Origin of the sequence: Pseudomonas syringae group sp. J248-6 (assembly GCF_032586995.1) — a bacterium.
Lineage (GTDB): Bacteria > Pseudomonadota > Gammaproteobacteria > Pseudomonadales > Pseudomonadaceae > Aquipseudomonas > Aquipseudomonas amygdali.
Map to the genome: position 1 here is coordinate 73,902 of NZ_JAWHOP010000021.1, position 20,676 is coordinate 94,577.

Here is a 20,676-nt window from a genome sequence, read left to right on the forward strand (position 1 = left end):
GATCCGGCGCATCCCGATGAGCGCCTTGGCTACCTGCTGACCGACAGCGCACCGGTAGTGGTACTTGCTCAACAGGCCTTCATCGCACGCCTGCCAGCGTTGGCGGTGCCGGTGATTGCGCTTGATCGACCCGAGTGGTCGGCGCAGGCGGATAATCCTCTGGTGGCGGGGCTGACGTCCCGCGAACTGGCTTATGTCATCTACACCTCGGGCTCGACCGGGCAACCAAAAGGCGTGATGGTCGAGCATGGCACCCTGGCCAATCTGGTGCATTGGCATTGCCAGGCGTTCGATCTGCACGCAGGCAGCCACACTGCCAGCGTTGCCGGTTTCGGTTTTGACGCGATGGCCTGGGAAATCTGGCCGGCACTGTGTGCCGGTGCAACGCTGCACCTTCCGCCTGCAAACATCGGTAACGAGCAGCTCGACGCGCTGCTTGACTGGTGGCTGGCTCAACCGCTGCAAGTAGCCTTTCTGCCGACCCCGGTGGCTGAATATGCGTTCAGTCGCGAGCTGCATCATCCGACCCTGCGCACGCTGTTGATCGGCGGTGACCGCCTGCGTCAGTTCCACCGCGACCCGGGCTTCGCCGTCATCAACAACTACGGGCCGACCGAGGCTACGGTGGTGGCCACCTCGGGTCGCCTGCTGCCGGATGGCAGCCTGGATATCGGCACACCGATTGCCAATACCCGCGTGTACCTGCTCGACGACCAGCAGCAACTGGTGCCATTGGGTGTTGCCGGCGAGTTGTACATTGGCGGCGAAGGCGTGGCGCGTGGTTATCTGAACCAGCCGCAACTGACTGCCGAGCGCTTCCTGAACGACCCGTTCAGTGGGCAGCCGCAAGCGCGCATGTACCGCACTGGCGATCTGGCGCGCTGGAATGCCGATGGCACGCTGGATTATCTGGGCCGTAACGATGATCAGGTGAAGATTCGTGGTGTGCGCATCGAGCTGGGCGAAATCGAGGCGCAGTTGGCGGCCTTGCCGGGTATCGAGGAATCGCTGGTTCTGGCCCGCGAAGACGAGCCTGGGCAACCACGTCTGGTGGCGTACTTCATCGAACACGCCGCTGCCTCCGCCATTGAGGTCGCCGGACTGCGTGCCGAGATGCTGGCTCGTCTGCCAGGCTATATGGTGCCAAGCGCTTTTGTGCGCCTTGATGCCTGGCCGTTGACCGCCAATGGCAAGGTGGATCGCCGCGCCTTGCCCGTACCGGACCGCGACGCTCTGCCGGGGCGTGAATACGAGCCGCCGCAAGGCGAACTGGAAATAGCCGTTGCCGAGATATGGAGCGATTTGCTGCAGGTCGAGCAGGTAGGGCGCAACGATCACTTCTTCGAACTAGGCGGCCATTCGCTACTCGCCGTCACCCTGATTGCTCGTATGCGTCGTCGCGGCATGGACGCAGATATTCGCGTGTTGTTTGCCCAGCCAACCCTGGCGGCCCTGGCCCGCGCCATCGGTAACGGCAGTCAGGTGAAGGTTCCGACCAACCTGATTGGTACGGATTGCACCTCGATCACCCCGGACCTGTTGCCCTTGGTGAAGCTGGACCAGGCAGGCATTGATCGCGTCGTCGCCAGCGTGACCGGCGGTGCGCCCAATGTTCAGGACATTTACCCGTTAGGGCCTTTGCAGGCAGGTATTTTCTATCATTACCTGTCAGCCGGTGAGGATGACCCTTATCGCCTGCAAGCGCGATTTGCGTTTGCCGACCGCTCACGGCTGGACGCCTTTTGCCAGGCGCTGCAGCAGGTCATCGCGCGTAACGATGTGCTGCGTACTTCGCTGTGCTGGGAAGGCCTGGAAACACCTGTGCAAGTGGTATGGCGTCATGCCGACCTGCCGGTGATCGAATTGCCGCTGGCGGCACTGGCCGATCCCGAACCGCTGGACCTTGTCCGTGCACCGCTGCTGCGTCTGGTGCACGCCGACGACCCGGACAACCAGCGTATCGTCGCGGTATTGCTGTTCCATCACCTGATCATGGACCACGTCGCCCTCGACCTGCTGAGCCGGGAATTGCAGGCAATACTGCTGGATCAGCAGGCGCAACTGCCCGCGCCAGTGCCTTACCGCAATTACATCGCGCAGACCTTGCTGGGGGCGGGTGAGCACGCGCATGAAACGTTCTTCCGCGAGCAATTGGGTGACCTGGACGAACCCACCCTGGCGTATGGCCAGACTTCGCTGCCGGGGCCGGAGGTTCCGAGTGACGCCAGGCTGCGCCTGGATGCAGCGCTGAGCCAGCGGCTGCGCGATCAAGTACGGCAACTGGGCGTCAGCCCTGCCAGCCTGATGCATCTGGCCTGGGCTCAGGTATTGGGCCGGTTGTCCGGACGCGACAAAGTGGTGTTTGGCACCGTACTGCTCGGGCGCCTGAACGGCACCGAGGGGGCAGAGCGTACGCTCGGGGTGTTCATCAATACCTTGCCGCTGCGGATTGACCTCTCCGGTCAGACTGCACGCGACGCGGTGTTGCAGACCCACCTGCGTCTGACCGGATTGCTTGCCCACGAGCATGCCTCGCTGGCAATTGCCCAGCGTTGCAGCGCCTTGCCTGCGGGCGCGCCGTTGTTCAGCGCGTTGTTGAACTACCGCCACAGCACTGCGCCCGGAGAACACGACGAGGCTGCCGAAAAAGCCTGGCAGGGGATCGAACTGTTGCAGGCCGGTGAGCGCAGCAGCTACCCGTTGACGCTCAGCGTCGATGACCTGGGCGAGGCGTTCGACCTGTCTGCGCTGACTACGACGGGCATCGATGCCCGGCGTGTCTGCGCTTACCTTTCCTGCGCCGTAGAGAACCTAGTCATTGCCCTTGAGCAAAAACTTACCGCGCCGATTCAGTCGCTGAACATTCTGCCGGGCGCTGAACGAAACGAACTGCTCGATGGCTTCAACGCCCGAGCGCTCAGCCCAGAGAACTCGCTGACCATTCATCAGCGTATTGAGCAACAGGCGCTTGATCAGCCGAACGCTGTGGCTGCCCAGGCAGGTGACCAGGGCTTGAGCTACGCAGAGCTGAATAGTCGCGCCAACGCACTGGCCCATCACCTTATGGGCTTGGGCGTACGTCCGGATGACCGTGTGGCGGTAGTGGCGCGGCGCGGGCTCGAAACACTCACCGGCTTGCTGGCGGTGTTGAAAGCCGGGGCGAGCTATGTCCCGGTCGATCCGGCACATCCGGACGAGCGCATCGGCTACCTGCTCGAAGACAGCGCGCCTGTGGTGGTGCTGGCTCAGTCCGGTCTGCTGGCGCGTCTGCCCAGCCTGGCTGTACCGGTGGTGGTTCTAGATCGCCCGGACTGGTCGCAACGCACCGACAACCCGCATGTTCCGGATATGACCACGCGTCACCTGGCTTACGTGATTTACACCTCGGGGTCCACCGGGCTGCCCAAAGGTGTGATGGTCGAGCATCGAACGCTGAACAATCTGGTGGACTGGCACTGTCAGGCATTCGATCTGCGTGCAGGCAGTCATACCGCCAGCGTGGCCGGGTTTGGTTTCGACGCAATGGCCTGGGAAGTATGGCCTGCGTTGTGTGCCGGTGCAGTATTGCATCTGCCGCCTGCGGAGATTGGCAACGAACAGCTGGATGTGTTGCTCGACTGGTGGCTGGCGCAACCTCTGCAAGTCGCGTTTCTGCCGACACCGGTGGCCGAATATGCATTCAGTCGCGAGTTGCGTCACCCGACCCTTAAAACCCTGTTGATTGGTGGCGACCGTTTGCGTCACTTCAATCGGGACCCTGGTTTCGCGGTGGTCAACAACTACGGCCCTACGGAAACCACCGTGGTTGCCAGCTCCGGCCTGATGGAGCCGGGCAAGGTCTTGCACATCGGCAAGCCTGTTTCCCATGCGCGGCTTTATGTATTGGATTCGCAGGGCCAGCCATTGCCGCTCGGGGTGCCCGGCGAGTTGTATATCGGCGGCACAGGCGTAGCACGTGGCTATCTGAACCGCCCGGACCTGACCGCCGAGCGCTTCCTTGATGATCCGTTCAGCGACAGCAGCGAGGCCAGAATGTACCGCTCCGGCGACTTGGTGCGCTGGCTGGCTGACGGGACCCTTGAATACCTGGGCCGCAACGACGATCAGGTCAAAATCCGTGGGGTGCGCATCGAGCTGGGCGAGATCGAACAGCACCTGACGCAATGCCCTGGCGTTGGCGAAGCCGTCGTGACTACGCAACGTCTGGAAGATGGCTCGTTGCGCCTGGTGGGCTACTTCACTCGTCGCGAAGCTACCCTCGACAGTGCTGCATTGAGAGCGCACCTGTTAGGGCAATTGCCGGAATACATGGTGCCTGCGGTCTTTGTCGGTCTGGATGCACTGCCGTTGACCCAGAATGGCAAGGTCGACCGCAAGGCCTTGCCAGCCCCGGACATGGCCGCGCTGGCGAACCTTGCTTATCAAGCGCCGACTACGGCATTGGAGAAGCGTCTGGCGCAGCTGTGGGCCGACGTTCTGGAAGTGGGCCGAATCGGCAGACACGACAGCTTCTTTGAGCTGGGTGGCCATTCGCTGTCGGCGATCCGTCTGGTCAGCCTGCTGCAAAAAGCAGGCTTGTCACTGTCCCTGGCCGAGTTGTTCCAGCATCCGAGCATCGCAGCGCTGGCCGGATTGCTCGACCAGCGTCCGGCCCCCTCGGCCGAAGCTCAGGAGGTCGTCACGGTACGGGCAGGTGGCAGCGAACCGCCTCTGTTCCTGATTCATGACTTTACCGGTCTGGACGCTTACTTTCCGGTCCTTGGACAACACCTGCAGGGCGACTTCCCGATCTACGGCTTGCCGGGGGTTGGCCTGGGCCAGCAGCAATTGCGCACCATGGAATGCCTGGCGGCGCGGCTGGTGGAACGTATTCGGCAGGTCCAGCCACGCGGTCCTTACCGGCTGGCAGGCTGGTCGTTTGGCGGGGTTCTGGCCTATGAAGTGGCAACTCAACTGCTCGGTATGGACGAGCCCGTTGCATTCCTCGGCCTGATCGACAGCTACGTGCCGCGCCTGACTGATCAGGGCAAGGCACGCTGGCAAGGACCTGACCTGCTTGAGCGGCAATTGCTGTCGCACTGCATCGCGCACTGGAAAACCCAGGGCGTGGCGGGTGCTGCTGCATTGGCGCGTCTGACCTCGTTGAGCGGAAAGGCGACCCTGCCGGACTTTGAAACCCTACTGAAACTTTGCCGCGACGAGGAACTGCTGTACGAGGAACTGGCGCAGGCCAGCGATCAACAATTGCATCACTACCTGGACCGGGAAGTGGCGCACGGTCACGCCCTGGCGCATTACCAGCTGGAACCGCTCGGTTTGCCGATCCACCTGTTCTGCGCAGAGCAGCGTCCAATGGCACCGCCAGGCACCAGTCCTACACTGGGCTGGGGCGAAGTCCTGCCAAAAGGCCAGTTGCGCTGTGTCAGCGTGCCTGGGGATCACATGACAATGATGCAGGCGCCTCACGTGGACACACTCGGTCGGAGCATCAGTGCTGCGTTGCATGGAGTGCCCGATACACCGCCGTCGACACCGGCTTATCAATCGCTGCTGGCCATCCAGAGCGGGCGGGATGGGCATGCGCCATTGTTCTGCGTGCCGGGTGCCGGTGACAGCGTCACCAGTTTCATCGGACTGACCGAAGCGCTGGGGCCGGACTGGCCTATCTACGGCCTGCAGCCGCGCGGTCTGGACGGCCGCAGTGCTCCGCACAGCAGGGTGGAAGCTGCAGCGCAGAGCCATGTGCAAGCCATCGAAGCAATGTATCCACACGGCCCATTGCATCTGGTTGGGCATTCCTTTGGTGGCTGGGCGGCGCATGCCATGGCCGTCAAGCTTCAGGCTCGTGGTCGCGAGGTTGTCTCGCTGACCCTGATAGACAGCGAAGCGCCTGGTGGCGACGGACTGCGCAGCAAGCCCTATACCGCGACGGCAGTGCTGGAGCGGCTGATCGAAGCGCTGCAGTTGTCCGCTGGCAGAAGCCTGGAAATCGATCCTCAAATGTTTGCCGACAGCGATGGAGACACTCAACTGCACCTGCTGCAACAGGCCATGGTGCGCGTCGGGTTGTTGCCACCGCGCCTGGCAGCACAGGCACTGCAAGGGATTGTTCGTACGTTTGCCAGCGCCATAAGGACTGTCTATCGGCCAGAGCCCGGAGGCTACAGTGGCAGGGCCAGCCTGGTACTGGTGGATGATCCGCAGCTGGATGCTCTGGACAATCAACTTGAGCAGGCGTCATCTGCAACAGGGTGGCAACACCTGATGCCGCAACTGACGCCATGGCAGGGACCGGGCAATCACTTCAGCGTCCTCAAGGCACCAGACGTATACAGTCTGGCGGCCTGGTGGTACGACGGATTGGCAATTGGCGTGGGAGAAGCGCAATGAACCGTTTGACAGGACGCAGGCGTCAGGCAGGCGACAAGCCAGGCCAGCGCTACCTGCAGTAAGGCGCATGGGCGGGGTGATCGATATCACCCCGTCCTGTGGCATTGGCTACCTATTCTGTCTGTTACTCAAACAGTGCTCTTGAACGGCGTTCAGCAGGCTGAACAAGCGCTTTCCGATGAGCCATACATCCAGCGCATCAGCGAGTGCCGACCGCTGATGCCCAGTTTGATGGCGGCGCGGCGCTGGTAACTGCCTACCGTATTGACCTTGAGCGCAAGCCGTTCGGCCTGCTCGATTGCGGTATGACCGGCGAGCAGACCGATGCACACCTGCATTTCCCGCTCGGACAATGTCATACCTGTTTCGCGCAACCGGTCATGAAAACGCTCTTCGACGCTTTCGGTTTTTTTCGGTTCGACAGTGATCATTGTCATTTGCAAGGCATTGACATGCCTTTCGAGTATCGAGAACAAAAGCGGTGAGATAGTGCTTAGCTGACGACGTTCATTGTCCGAAAACTCATGCGCTGGCAGCGCCCTGAAGACGGTGATCTTGCAGCTGAAGTTCTCCGAGGCCTGCGCAGGATAAAGATGGATCGAGTCGCTGAGCAGCAAGGTGCCGCGTGAGGACGTCACCGTTTCGTTGAAGACTGTGGGTTCCGACGCGGGCAGCGTTTGCCAGGGCTGTGGCAGTGAGGAAAGGTGGGTGGCATCCACGGCAAGCTGAGTATCGATAAGCTTGTGGAACATGCTGGAAAAATGGCCGCTGCCGATGCTGGCTATGGCCCTGCCTATGTGGGGTAGTAATGTGTGTGGCATTGAGTCATCCATGATTTCAGAAATGCTGACACTAGCTTAGACGTCAAACGCAAACAGCGGTCACATCAACTTGGCTGTGAGTGATGTGGCCGCTAGATGCCTGCGTTAGATGCCTTTTAGAACACGGCTAGTTGAAGTGCGCAGAGAATAACGCTCTGATGTTACATAAATACTGGATCATCACAAACAGTGATCATCATTGGCTGCCTGGAAGGCAGGGCAGGAGCTATATCGTGGCGGGGCGACATCCTGTCACCTGACGCGGTTGCTCGGAAAACGTCTATTTGCCGAGCATGAGGCGGGTTACAAGGCGTGTCAGCCGTCCATAAGGTGCCGAGACCTTGTCAGACATGTTGAAGCGACTCAACTTGAGAACGCCGCGAGCATGGGACAGACGAACGAAGCCCTCATAGCCGTGATAGGCCCCGGTGCCACTCTGCCCGACGCCGCCGAACGGCAGATCATCCTGAGTGGCGTGCAGCATGGTGCCATTGATGGTCACACCGCCGGATTGCGTCCGGTTCAGCACCTGGTCCACGGACGTCTGGCTGTTGGAAAAACAGTAGAGGGCCAGAGGCGAGGGGCGATCATTGATAAAGCTAATGGCTTCATCCAGGGAGTCATAGGCAAGTATCGGCAGCAGCGGACCAAAAATCTCTTCCTGCATCAGGTCGGCGTCAAGCGGTACATCCGTGAGCGCCATGGGCGCAATCTTACGTTCGTGGGTCGACACCGGCGCACCGTGTTGCCATGCCTTCGCCCCTTTTGAGAGGGCCTGGGTAGCCATGCTCACGAGCCGGTCGTGGTGGCGCTGGGAGATGATCGAGGTGTAGTCCGGGTTACCTTCGAGTGTCGGGTAAAGTTTTTTCGCAGCCGCCAGCCACTCGCCGGCAAAACTGTTTACATGTTCGTGCGGGACCAGTACGTAGTCGGGTGCGACGCAGGTCTGCCCGGCGTTGAACAGTTTGCCGATAGCAAGCATCCGTGCCGCTTTTTTAATCGAATAGTCGTCGCAGATCACTACCGGTGATTTACCGCCCAGCTCCAGTGTCACCGGCGTCAGGTTACGTGCAGCCGCCGCCATGACATGGCGACCTACATGGGTCGACCCGGTGAACACCAGGTGGTCAAAGGGCAGCTCACTGAACCGGCTTGCCAGCAGGGCATCTCCAGTGACTACTGTGACCTGCTCGGCAGAGAAAGTTTCACCCAGCAATTGCTGGAGCAGCTCAGAGGTTCTGGGGGTCAATTCCGAAGGTTTGATCATTACCCGGTTGCCCGCTGCCAGTGCCTCTATCAAGGGCACCAGTGTCAGCGTCAGCGGATAGTTCCAAGGCGCGAGAATACCGACTACGCCCAGCGGCTGATAAATGACCCTGGCAGTCGCAGGCTTGAAAACAATACCCACCTTGCGTCTGGAGGGCCGCATCCACGCCTTGAGATGCGAACGAATGTGCTTGATGCCATTGATGACAGGCATCAGCTCGCCGAGCCTGGTTTCAGCGAAGGAGCGGTTGCCGAAGTCTGCGCTGACCGCTTCAAGCAACCTGTCCTGATTGTCGCTGACCACTCGCAAAATGGCGTTGAGGTCGGCGATTCGTTGAGCGTAGGAGGGCACCCCTTGCGCGCGAACTGCAGCTTTCTGCGCCTCGAACAGCTCGGTTAGCCCCGGAGCGGGAGACGGCGTAGTGGGCGTGATCCTTGCGGGCTGATTCATGAAGCTGCTCCTGTGGCTGCGTGTTTTTATAAGATAGATGCAGTGTTGCGATTACGTTCTGGCTCACGTAACCGTACAGAACCATCGCGGACCGATGAAGGGGCGATCCGGCCGGTTCAAGTGGCCGAAACGGTCAATCTGGTCTCGCGTATTCATCTGTCAGGTGCAGGTTCGGGATCAAGGCGATCCAGATGGCTGACGATCATCGCCGCTACCATGGCGCAGGTCTTCGCCGGGTCGAGAGGCTCATCGAACAGCAATTCGATGGTGGCGTGAATCATCTCGACCGCCACACGGGCAACCATAGCTATCTGCTTGGGATCAGCCTCGGGAATAGCGCTGGCAATGATCGCGGCCTGGGCCTTGGACACCCTTCGGTGAGAGTCGAGCCGCACATGCTCCAGCGCAGGAACTGCCCTTAACGCTTTCAGCGTCCACATGCCGCCCAGCGTGGCGTCGGTAACCCGGTAAGTATCCAGAATCAGTTCGGCAAGCGCCTGCTCCAGAGCCTGCGGCGTACCTGCGATCAGCTCGGGGGTGATCCAGTGATCAATCCGCTCGTTCTGCTTCTCCAGCAGACGCTCACCAAGAACCGTCAACAGCGCGTATTTATTGGGGAAATAGCGGTACAGCGCTGGCGGTGTAAGGCCAGCCCGTTCGCACACGAGATTGGTCGACAAGCGCTCTATGCCGACCTCGCACAAGGTATTTGCCGTAGCGACCAGAATGCGTTCGTAGGTTTCAGTGGCGCGTTGCTGCGCAGGCAGCTTCTTGCGCTCGAGGGTTTTTCCTGCGACCTGCGCAGGAGAGGGTTCAGTTTTCAGCCTGGCCATAAGTACCTGTCAAAAAAGAGTGGGGCGCCAGCAGGACGGTCGAAAAAAAACAGTTGCTCCACGATAAAATGATAGCTATAACTATCGTGTAGCGATGACTATCATAACTGAAGCGTCGTTAGTGTGACGGTTTGTTAAAACAAAAAATAAAAAAAGGTGACGCTATGAACGCACGGCAATGTCTTTTCCTCTCTTCTGTTCTGATGTGCTCCACCGGTATTCACGCTGCTGCGGGTCCGCTGGAGGCAAAGGGCCTTTGGTTGACGGCGGAAAAAGACGCCGTGGTCAAGCTTGATGACTGCGCAGACAAGGCAGGCGCCATCTGCGGGCAGGTTGTCTGGGTCAAGGATGTTGCCTCGACGTCGAGTGACTGCGGTGTACAGATTCTACAACTGACCCGCTATGACCAGGATGCCTGGCGCGATGGCTGGGTATATGACCCCCGTGATCAGAAAAAATATAAGGGCGCCGTCCGGGTCAAGGACGGACGCCTGAATGTAAGGGCTTTTGTCGGCACCGAAGTTCTCGGCAAGACAGAGCAATTCGAGCGTATCGCAACACTGCCTCCTGCCCCGGTTTGCAAATTGTAAATCCGGCCCTTCAGCGTGGGAGAGAATCATGCACACTTATACAACTCGCTATGTAATGGCTGCAGCATTGTGCTCCGCAGCAGGCAGCACCCTGGCTATCGCCGATGAAATGTCGAGCTACGCGGTGGATATCACCGCCAAGGCCAGCTCGGACATTCGCACCCGCGGCATTTCCGATTCCCTGAATCGCCCAGGAGCCAGAGTAACCATTCAGGTTGCTCATGAAACAGGCCTGGTGGCGCTTGCCGAATTTTCTACGGTCAGCAAGAAGCAGTTCCTCGACGGTGATGGTCTGGGAGTGCTGCTCGCAGGGGGTTATCGCTTTGGCGATCCCGATACCTGGCACTATGGTGTAGGGCTGGCGGCGGAGATGTTTCCGGGGGCGCAGTTCAAAGCGCCCAATCGCTTCGACTTCGAGACCTTCACGCCGGGCGATGAGCATACGACCAATTACAACAGTCAGTTTGCCGTGCTGGAAATCGGTTATGGCGCACTTGAAGGCCGAATTGCCCGGGTGCTGTCGAAGAACTACCGGGGCGCCAACAGCGGTGGCGTGTGCGGTGCGCAATTGCAGTTCCGTGAGGACCCGACCAAAGGCCTGGAATGCTATGCCAAGGGTGACCAGAACTCCCGAGGCAGCATGTTGTATGACCTGGATTATAAATACGCGCTGGGCATCAATACCAACCTCAAACTGCACGCCGGTTATCAGCAGATCGCCAACTTTTCGGAAGCGAACTTCGCTGACTACGGCGTAGGTCTGGTCCATCACTGGTGGGGCTTTGACTGGGGACTCGACTGGGTGACAACCAAGACCCGGGCGCGTGAGCTGTATATGGCCGAAGACGACGGACATGTGCGAACCACGGATGGCAATCGCTGGGTGGCGTCGATTTCCCGCACATTCTGAGTAGACCTTTATGACTTCGCTTTTCATTTCCCGGACGCCTGAGGCGGTTACCGGCCTGGAGCAACTCGTCCTCGCGATTGACCTGGGAACGTCTGGCTGCAAGTGCGCACTGGTCTCCATGGAGGGAGACATCCGGGCCTGGGCGTTTCACGGTGTGCCGTTGCATGTCAGTGGCCTGAGTGCAGAGCAGGAGCCGGAGGACTGGTGGAATGCTTTCATGCTTGGCGCCAACGAGTTGCTGGGAGCCGACCCGCGCAGGCGTCGTCAGGTGGTGGCCATCTGTTGCTCCACGCAAAGCGAAGGCACGGTCTGTGTCGACCGCAATGGTGCCGCGATTGGCCGGGCACTGCTGTGGCTGGACAAGCGCGGCGCCGACTCCATCAAGCAGCGAATGGGCGGAGGCTGGTGCAATCTGGGCGGCTACGGGCCACTCAAGCTCTGGCGTTCGTTGCGACTGACAGGCGGGGTGGCGTCTCTGTCCGGGATGGACTCGGCCGGGCACATGGCCTACGTCCTTGATCATGACCCTGCACGGTATGAAAAGACCCACAAATTCCTGAATGTGCTCGACTACATGAACATGCGGTTGTCGGGTCGTTACTGTGCGACAGGCGACTCGATGCTGACCGCCTGGATTACCGACAATCGGGACCCTCACCGCATTCGCTACGATGACGGGCTGATAAGGGCACTGGGTATCGACGCCGGCAAACTGCCTGAGCTGGTGGGCTCGACCGAAGTCATCGGCACATTGAAAGCCGAGCTGGCAGATGTACTGGGGCTACCTCGATCAACGCCCGTGGTTGCAGGTGCCGTAGACACTTCGGCAGTGGCTGTTGGTGCCACGGTGCGGGACTTTGCTCCGCACCTTTACCTGGGCACCTCGTCCTGGGTAGGCGCTCATGTACCGTTCAAGAAATCCAGTGTTCGCCACCATATTGCTGCGGTTCCCAGTGCGGTCAAGGGCCGTTATCTGGCAATGGCCATGCAATCGGCTGCAGGCGCCAACCTGTCGTTTCTGCGTGACAAGGTGCTTTACCACCCGGACGAGCTGTTGAGCGATGAGCAACAGCCGGATGTATATGCCTTGCTTGACCGTATCGCAGCGCGCGTGCCGCCGGGTTCGCGGGGGTTGATCTACACGCCATGGCTGTGTGGCGAACGCTCCCCGGTTGGTGATCCGAGCCTGCGTGCCGGCTTGATCAACCTGAAACTCGAACATTCCAGGGAAGACATTATCCGGGCCTTCATGGAAGGCGTTGCCCATAACACACGCTGGATGCTGGAGCCGTTCTCGCGGTTTATCGGCCAGTCGAGCGGAATCATCGTCGCCACCGGCGGCGGAGCGCAATCGGATGTGTGGTGCCAGATCATGGCCGATGTCTGCGGGCGGGTCATTCAGCAACCGCACAACCCCATTCAGACCAACGCCCGCGGAGCGGCATTCATTGCTGCAGTAGCGCTCGGGAAGTTGCAGTTCAACGATCTTCCGACACTGCAAAGGCCGCATCGACTGTACGAGCCATCCCGGTCAACCCGAAACCTGTATGACGACCGCTTCGCCACGTTCAAGGAAGTCCGCAAACGCCTGGCACCGCTGTATCGCAGGTTGAACCCATCGCAGGAGACGACACTATGAACAATGTCCAACAACAGATCGTCGACCTGTCGCGGCATCTCTCACGCCGCGGCTTCTTCGCCGCCACCGGCGGCAACCTCGCGCTGCGTATCGACGCGCTGCACATCGCGGTCACACCTTCGGCCACCGACTATTTCAGCATGCGACCGGAGGATGTCTGCGTCCTGCGGCTCAAGGATCTGCAGCAACTGTCGGGTGAACGTTCGCCTTCGGTGGAAAGCGAGTTGCACGCCAAAGTCCTGCGCAGTCGCCCGGATGTCAATTGCAGTATCCACACCCACCAACCCCTGGCCAGCGCTTGCACATTGTTCGGCAAAGCGCTGGACGTGCCTTACCCGCCGCTATGGAAATCGCTGGGTAAACGCATTCAATTGGTGGGTTACGCGCCGTCCGGCTCCGGCTGGCTGGCCGGCAAGCTCGGCCGGGCAATCCGGCCGGATCACAACGTTTACCTGATGCGCAATCACGGCGTTCTGTGTTGCGGTGCGGATATCGAGACAACCCTGATGCGCCTGGAGGACCTGGAAACATTCTGTCGTGATCATCTTGTCAACCAGATCAAAGTCAATACCCGTGGAAAACCTGAGTCACGCGCTGCAATAGCCCGCCTGATCGACGCCCTGACCAGTTCCAGCTCGCACGCACTCAGCCCTCAGACTTTTTCAGAGACTCAATCATGAACAAACCTCTTGATCCTGCCAGCATGCCTGCAATTCCCGAATCGGCCGTGTCGCAATGGCCGGACGTCGACTCCCTCTACCGCCGGTTCGACGAACTGGTGAAACAACCCATTCGCCCGATCAAACGCGAAGCAATGAGCAAGGTCATGGGCTATTTCGACGAGCGCTGCCAGGGCTCGAAGCGTCTTTCCGAGGCAGCCAAAAAAGTCATACCGGGAGGTGTGCAACACAATCTCGCGTTCAACTATCCGTTTCCGCTGGCCTTCGCCCAGGCTAAAGGTGCGCACCTGACGGATGTCGACGGCAATCGCTACACCGATTTTCTACAAGCAGGTGGCCCCACTTTGTTGGGTTCGAATCACCCGGCCATTCGCGAACAGGTCGACCGTATTCTCGATGAATGCGGGCCGGTGACCGGCTTGCTGCATGAATACGAAGTCAAGCTGGCCGAACTGGTCTGTGAAGTGATGCCCGGTGTCGACATGCTGCGCTTGCTGGGCTCGGGCACTGAAGCGGTGATGGCAGCGGTACGCCTGGCACGCGCCTACACCCGCAAGAGGTGGGTGATCAAAATCGGCGGCGCCTATCACGGCTGGAGCGACCAATTGGTCTACGGCATGCGCCTGCCGGGCACCGGACGCATGGAGGCGGTGGGTATTCCGCGAGGCGCTACGGCAAACACCCAGGAGAGCCCGCCCAATAATCTGGATGCATTACGCCGCAGGCTGCAGATCAATCGCCTTCGTGGCGGCACTGCAGCGATTATGGTTGAACCCTTCGGCCCGGAAAGTGGCACACGCCCGGTACACGCGGACTTCAACCGACAATTGCGTGCGCTGTGCAACGAATTTGGCGCACTGCTTATTTTCGACGAAGTAGTCACCGGGTTCCGTGCGGGTCTGGGCGGCGCACAAGCTTATTTCAATGTCATGCCGGACATCACGGTACTGGGTAAATGCCTGACGGGAGGCTACCCGATGGCGGGTGCCATTGGCGGACGCAGAGACGTGATGCAACTGCTTGCCGGTGGCATTGGCACATCCTCCCGAAGGGCGTTCGTAGGAGGGACACTGTCGGCCAACCCGCTGTCGTGCGTCGCCGGTTATTACGCGCTGCTGGAGGCGCGCCGCCTGAACGCGCCGGCGCTGGCGGGCAGGGCGGGCGACCGCATGCGCGCAGGACTTGATGAAATCATCAATCGACGTGGCTTGCCTTATGTTGCCTACAACATGGGCTCCATCGTGCATCTGCAGACTTCCGGTGTGCTGCTGCTCGACACCAGTAATCCGCTCAAGCTGCTCAGGGCACGCAATGAGGCCAAGACCCGCAAGCACATGATGGAGGAGATGGGGGCCGCGTATACCGCTCATGGCCTGATCACCCTCGCGGGCAGCCGTATCTACACCAGCCTGGCAGACACCGACGACGTCATTGATGACGCGCTCGAGCGGTTCGACGCCGTTTTTCAACTGGTGTGAGGTGAGCACCATGCGCGATTTACTTCGAAAGCAGTGGTTTGAGCTGCGCGAACGGATGATGGGCCAGGTGGACTCACACAGCAGTATTTCATTGCGCTTGCCAGGCGAGCAGGGCATGTGGCTAGGGAAACTCGACGATCCGGCACCGCAGGCTGTCGCGTTTGCCGATTCCGCAGAGGATGAGCGCCAGACCCACGCAGCTATCTACAGGGTTCGTGCCGATGTCGGCGCAATCCTGATCGGCGGTGGGGCCTTTGCAAAAAGCCTTGTCGATTTTGGAGGTGTCCTGCCGATTCTATTTGATGAGCAGGCACGTCACATAGGCCACATGGGTTCGCCCGCCAGTGCTGATAGGCCCCTGGCACATGCATTGACGCGTGGCGGGAATGCCGCGGTTATCGATGGAATCCCTGCTGTGATGGGCACCACAGGCCCTCGAATGGTGCTCAACGCAGAATTGTTCGAAAAGTGCGCCAAGGCCTACACCCTGGCCAAGGCGTGCGGCGCACACCTCACGCTACTGCCCTGGTGGGTGGTGCTGGTCGCCAACGGAAGGCTGATGAAAGACGAGAAGCGGGCGGCGCAGTGCTTTGCCGAAGGCAAGATCCCACCAGAAACCCGCGGTTACTAAAACTTCTCAAGAGGCGCATGCCATGCAAACGTCGTCCGCTGTAACTCGCAGGCATTTGAGTGCCGCATTGGCACTGGGCTCTGTCGCGGTATTGATGGTGGGACTGCAGCCGCTGCTGCTGGGCGAATTGCTCGCGCAAAACCATGTGTCGCTTGAGGGCGTAGGGCTGGTCGCCATGGGCGAAATCGTGGCGCTGGGGCTGGGCGTGGTACTGGGTGACTTGCTGCGGTCAATGCTCAACCTGCGCCTGCTTACGGTCATTGCCATTCTGTGCGCAGCCGGAATGGACCTGGTTACGGCCAACGTCACTGGCGACGGACCGTTAACGGCGGCCCGCTCGCTCGCGGGACTGGCCGAGGGGCTACTGTTATGGGGGGCCGTGAGCCTGATCGTTCAGGGGCCTGCGCCGGATCGGGTGGCAGGAGTGTTCATGGTGGTTCAGACACTGGCTCAGGCACTGATAGCCGCAGCACTTGCATACCTGATATTGCCTGATCAAAGCGTTTACGCAGGCTTTGTGTTTCTTGGAATCCTGACCGCAGGCTCCGTGCTGTTCGTTGCCTGGCTACCCAAACGGTTGCCGCAACAGCCTGACAAGCAACCGGAAGTATCAGGCTTCAAATGGAACCTGAAGCAGGTGCTGCTATTGATGTTGGTGTTCATGCAGCTCTCGGCGGTAGGCGGTCTTTGGGCGTACCTGGAACCGCTGGGCATTCACGCAGGGCTGGATGCGCACTCGGCTCAATTGCTTGTCTCGGCGATGCTGTTCATGCAGGTCCTGGGCGGCTGTCTGGGCATTTTGCTGGTGCGCCGGGTGCCTGACTATTCGATGCTGGCCGCCGCAGCACTGCTCTTGGCGAGCATTGCGCTGGGCATGTACATAACGGCTGATCGGGGCGTAAATGTATTTCTGGGCCTGTGCGGTCTTTTTGCCCTGATCTACCTGATGCTGACGCCGTTTCAGGTGCGCATCGCGCTTCAAATCGACCCCTCGGGACGCATCGCCGGGCTCATTCCGGGCATGCAACTGCTAGGCTGCGCATTCGGACCGTTGCTGGCGTCGCTGTGGGTGTCTGGCGACAACGCTCAACCGGTGCTGCTGGTCAGTGTCTGGCTGTCGGTTACGGCGCTGTTTCTGGTTGCGCTGTTGCACCGGCGGGCAGCCAGTCGAAGGGTTGGCGTTGCACGCAGAGCTTGAACCGTGCGCGAGCAGCAGCGGCGGAGGCATTGCACTTGAAAGGCACGCCGCCGCCTTCGGAGTTGTTTTGAAACTGGTGGTGTCTGGATTGTTCAGGTGATGCTGCTGACATGCAGACTGCCGCGACGCATTTGGGCACTTGCCGAAAGCGCTATGCCTCTTCAGCTTGTGACATTGAGCGTAGAACCACCGCAGGCGTGAGATGGCACCTCAAGATCCGTAATCCACATACCGCGCCATAAGGTTAGGGCGGCTAAACGTATCGATCGCATAAACCCGCTGCCACATGGCATCAACCTCGGCCTTGAACGTGGCGTCATCCATGTCGATCCAGTAGCGAGGGTTGCGGCCGCGCTGCTGATCGTAGCTGGCAGTGACCGGGTCCAGGTGCCGGTATGGTTCAAAGAGGGGGATGTCCGGAATCGGGCCGCTGGTGTCCATATAGTTTTGCAGGAAGTCCCAGAGTGCGCAGGGGCGTTGCTGGACGTCGTCGGTGTTCATCAGCATATGAAAATTGATCTTACGGTCTTCATAGCGATGCTGAAGCAGTAGCCCGTATGTAGGACCGTGAAGATTATGGGTGGTGGTCATGTAGGCATCGAACTCATAAAAAGGCGCAACGAATTCCTCGATCACACCTTCTTTTCGATGGCGTTTATAGTCGAATATCGTGACCAGACCGGTTCTACGATTAAGCTCCCAGTCTGGTCCCTTTGGTGCACGAAACCAAACGCGAGGGAAGTGGTAAATGACGACATGGCTGATGAGCCAGAGGAGTGATGGGATACCTACGAATACAGGATAGACGCTTAGCAAAAGCTCAACGCTTACATTCTGCCAAGATAGATGAGATGCATCAATGGCTACCAGATGCGTGATGAGCAATGGTAGAAAAAGTACGATTAAACTTCCTTTTGAAAATTGCAGCATGATCAGCCAGAACTGTGATGTAGACGGAAGTGGCGCGAATCTGAAACGTTCATTGTCGCACTTACTGTGTAGATTAACGCCTTCAAAGATAGCGGGTACATAGGTACCGTTTGCCTGCTTTTCCTCCTTTTCTTTTGCGACTTTCTCCCAGAATCTCATGCTTTCCGGGGTAGAGTCCTCAAAGAGTTTCATTGACGCTGTCTGTTGTGTGCAGCCCCAAGGCATGCGCATAGAACATGCTGGGGAGGAGTTCGCTCGCAACGTTGATATCTGTTCAGGAATAGTGTCAGGCCGGAAGGTCTGCGACCCGTAATAGGCGCTCTTGTTTGAGTCAGTCATTGGAAGAGGTCTTATGAGCTTCTTCATCAGCCCAGAATGGTTGGTTGATTTTGTTGAAATTGGGCGTTGCCCAATCTCGACTGTATTGAGTCGGGTCTTTGACCGGAGGGGCAGGGAAATAGAGTTTTTTACCTCCGCTGTCCACGATGAACTGTGCCCTCACGGCCCATTGGTAATAGTGTCTGCTGCTGCCTGTAGATGATCCTTGATTAGCGGGCGTGGCAAAAAATAGCTCCAATGCGTCCACGTGAAGACGCTGTGCCTTAGGGGTTTCAAGTCTGTCAGCGATTTCAATTTCTGCACGATAAGGTACGCCTTGGATATTCGCTCTTTCGGTAACGCGGCATAACTTGCAGCCCGCCTGAATGCTCAGGCTGCCGAGACTGCCGATAAGCCCTGGCAAGCGACTCTGCAAGCGAATTATCGTGTCTGCGCTGCGTACGGCATGCGGGATGTCTGCATGAGTATCAAATTTGGCGTTCTGTTCGTAAGCCGGATTTTTTTGTATTGAGATACTGATGCCGGCAAGCAGGCTGGTCAGTCGGTAAAAGGACTCCGAAGGGTCCTGTAAATAATGGTCAATCGAACGGCTCTCGCCAAATGGGCCGTTGGCCAACCATGATTCCAGCGCCGTTGAACTCAGCAAGATGACCAGGCCTACGCCCACTCCGACCAACAGTAATGCGGCCCAACCCAAAGCGGTGAGATTAAGGAGAGTTACAGCCGCCCCGAACAAGGTTCCCAGCGAACCTGCTAGACCACCTAGAGATATCAGCAAATATCCGTACAGCGCTTTATCGTTCCATTGCCATGCTTGCCACGCATCTATTGCATTCACTGCGGATAGAGTTACTCCGGAAACAAAAATACCTATTATCCGACCCGTCACTGAATGAATGAGTTTTTTGGCTAGCAACTCACCAAAGAAAATCGCTGTCTTTTTTGAATTGATGTTGAATAAAGTTTTCCGCCCTAAAGAAAATAATGTTTTTTGACTGGCCAGCTTGACCGCCAAGGCCTCAGCCGCAATTGCTAAATCCAATAAGGCTCCTCCCAATCCCGCGCCAGCTCTCAGAAATCCTTTTTCGCGTATTGACTGCGCAAACGCCTCACTCTCCGAACTCACATTCCAAACCTCCAGCATCAACACCGCCAGACAGAACGGTGTCGACCCCAGCACCCGATAAGCCGCCTTGTTCTTCTCCGAATCCAGCCCCTCAATGGCCTCACTCAGCCCGCTCTTCGCCCGAATATGACCCAGCTCCGCGTCACCCACCGCGCCTGCTGCTTCCCGAACTTTTTTAAGCGTTCGGTTCATGTCGCCGATCACCTGCGCGGTTTTGTGGCCGCGTGGGATCACCAGCACCAGATGGTCGCCCTTGGGCAGGCGGGTAGAAGAGGGATGCGGAGGGGCAATGTCGCCGAAGGGCGTTCCGTCGGGTCTCAGGTATTCGCCGTAACGTGTTTTTGGCAGCGACTCCCGGCCGGGCAGGTCTTCCAGACCGAATATGTAGTGTTGCGGCGTGACCTGATTACGGCGGATCAGGAAAGCAGCACCAAAATGCTCGGGCATCATGCTGCGCAGTTGTTGCACGCCTCGGCCCTGGCGGTTGACGTTGATCTTGTCGGCGCTGGTGCCGAGGCGTTCTTGCATCTGGGCCAGTCGGTCGTTTGCCGCCCGGACGTTGGCATTGGCGCTGTTTGCATTACCTTTGGCTGACGCAAGAGTCTGGCTGGCTTTGGCGACGGCGTTCGCAGCGCCATCTGCGGCGCTTTGCAGGTTTTCAAAGATCCCGACCAGCGCCGCTGTTGTAGCTTTGCCGTTGTTGATCAGGAAGAAGTTCTGCAGGCTGTCGCCCGCCAGCAAGTTAGCGAGGGTGGTGGCGTCCAGTGTGACTTGGGCGATGGGGTCAGGCGCTGGCTGAGTCTCGAAACGGGCCAGTTCGGTGGCGCGAAAACGGCCGTCGCCTTTGTTCTCGTCATCTGTAACCGGCACGACATAAGGCGCGCAAGCGGTCTGTAGATCGCACTCGGGCCAGAGCATGAGGTGCAGTGGCGATGTGTCATCGCTTGCGGTCTGGTTCAAAAATTTCTGCCCAAGGCTCACGGCCTGATCCCATAGCCCAACACCCGTGACCGCATCCACCATGTCGCCTCCGGGGGCCAGCGGATCGACATTCGACGGCAGCAGCGCCAAGGTCGCCAGCGTCCTGCTCAACTCATACATCGCCGCCACGTAGTCGAAACCCTCAAGGCTCAGATGATCCGCCAGCATTTGCTCCGTAGTGCTCTGTTTCAGGCTGGCGATCAGCGCGTCCTGAGCACTGAGCATGTGCCGCCAGACCACCGCGCGCTGGACCGTGGCCGTGCATTGGTTGATCGCTCGTCTGCCAGGCTCATGCAGCTTGGCCATCGCCGCATGCAGCGGGTTTTCCTGACCGCGAATACTGCGCGGCACCACCAGTTGCTGCACCAGCAACGCGCTGGCATGGTGTGGGTGAAGAACGGCGTGTCGGGCGC

The 20,676-nt window shown here is 59.1% G+C and carries 13 protein-coding genes (1 of these 13 cut by a window edge); 8 read left to right on the forward strand and 5 right to left on the reverse strand.

Translation table 11 applies throughout. The features are described 5' to 3' along the window. Positions 1-6,390: the 3' end of a non-ribosomal peptide synthetase gene (locus RYC17_RS21895; protein WP_316904454.1), read on the forward strand. The gene continues 11,397 nt to the left of window position 1, outside the view; 6,390 of the gene's 17,787 nt are visible here — the last part of the coding sequence; its start codon lies off the left edge, out of view; the stop codon is at positions 6,388-6,390. 152 nt (positions 6,391-6,542) lie between these two features. Here the strand turns inward: RYC17_RS21895 and RYC17_RS21900 are convergent, their stop codons facing one another. The 3 genes from RYC17_RS21900 to RYC17_RS21910 form a co-directional block, all read right to left on the reverse strand. After that, complete coding sequence (locus tag RYC17_RS21900; protein ID WP_057403628.1) at positions 6,543-7,211, reverse strand: helix-turn-helix transcriptional regulator; 669 nt, start codon at positions 7,209-7,211, stop codon at positions 6,543-6,545. 280 nt (positions 7,212-7,491) lie between these two features. Continuing rightward, positions 7,492-8,928, reverse strand: a complete 1,437-nt coding sequence (locus RYC17_RS21905; protein WP_316904455.1) for a coniferyl aldehyde dehydrogenase — start codon at positions 8,926-8,928, stop codon at positions 7,492-7,494. Between the two features lie 152 nt (positions 8,929-9,080). Continuing rightward, entirely contained in the window at positions 9,081-9,761 is a 681-nt protein-coding gene (locus tag RYC17_RS21910; RefSeq protein ID WP_058409316.1) for a TetR/AcrR family transcriptional regulator, read from the reverse strand. Between the two features lie 164 nt (positions 9,762-9,925). Between RYC17_RS21910 and RYC17_RS21915 the strand changes: the two genes are divergently transcribed. From RYC17_RS21915 to RYC17_RS21945, 7 genes are read left to right on the forward strand one after another with little or no spacing between them, the layout of a single operon-like run. After that, positions 9,926-10,351 (forward strand): DUF2147 domain-containing protein, encoded by a 426-nt coding sequence (locus RYC17_RS21915; protein WP_230018845.1) that lies wholly within the window; start codon positions 9,926-9,928, stop codon positions 10,349-10,351. Positions 10,352-10,379: 28 nt separating this feature from the next. Then, on the forward strand, positions 10,380-11,261 hold the full coding sequence (locus RYC17_RS21920; protein ID WP_230018719.1) for a TorF family putative porin: 882 nt from the start codon (positions 10,380-10,382) through the stop codon (positions 11,259-11,261). 10 nt (positions 11,262-11,271) lie between these two features. After that, entirely contained in the window at positions 11,272-12,900 is a 1,629-nt protein-coding gene (locus RYC17_RS21925; RefSeq protein ID WP_316904456.1) for an FGGY-family carbohydrate kinase, read from the forward strand. Then, positions 12,897-13,580 (forward strand): class II aldolase/adducin family protein, encoded by a 684-nt coding sequence (locus RYC17_RS21930; protein WP_058409313.1) that lies wholly within the window; start codon positions 12,897-12,899, stop codon positions 13,578-13,580. The genes RYC17_RS21925 and RYC17_RS21930 overlap by 4 nt, the downstream gene beginning before the upstream one ends. Then, positions 13,577-15,058, forward strand: coding sequence for an aspartate aminotransferase family protein (locus RYC17_RS21935; RefSeq protein ID WP_122259886.1), 1,482 nt, complete (start codon positions 13,577-13,579; stop codon positions 15,056-15,058). Before RYC17_RS21930 ends, RYC17_RS21935 begins: the two co-directional genes overlap by 4 nt. Before the next feature lie 10 nt (positions 15,059-15,068). Beyond that, positions 15,069-15,689 carry a hypothetical protein gene (locus RYC17_RS21940; protein ID WP_316904457.1) on the forward strand — a complete coding sequence of 207 codons (621 nt, stop codon included), beginning with the start codon at positions 15,069-15,071 and terminating at the stop codon, positions 15,687-15,689. A 22-nt stretch (positions 15,690-15,711) separates the two neighbouring features. Further along, entirely contained in the window at positions 15,712-16,887 is a 1,176-nt protein-coding gene (locus RYC17_RS21945; protein WP_316904458.1) for an MFS transporter, read from the forward strand. Between the two features lie 210 nt (positions 16,888-17,097). Here RYC17_RS21945 and RYC17_RS21950 read toward each other — a convergent pair whose 3' ends face one another. Both RYC17_RS21950 and RYC17_RS21955 read right to left on the reverse strand, forming a co-directional pair. Then, complete coding sequence (locus RYC17_RS21950; RefSeq protein WP_257605792.1) at positions 17,098-18,009, reverse strand: hypothetical protein; 912 nt, start codon at positions 18,007-18,009, stop codon at positions 17,098-17,100. A gap of 139 nt (positions 18,010-18,148) precedes the next feature. After that, a partial coding sequence (locus RYC17_RS21955; RefSeq protein ID WP_316904459.1) for a hypothetical protein occupies positions 18,149-20,676 on the reverse strand: 2,528 nt, incomplete at its 5' end.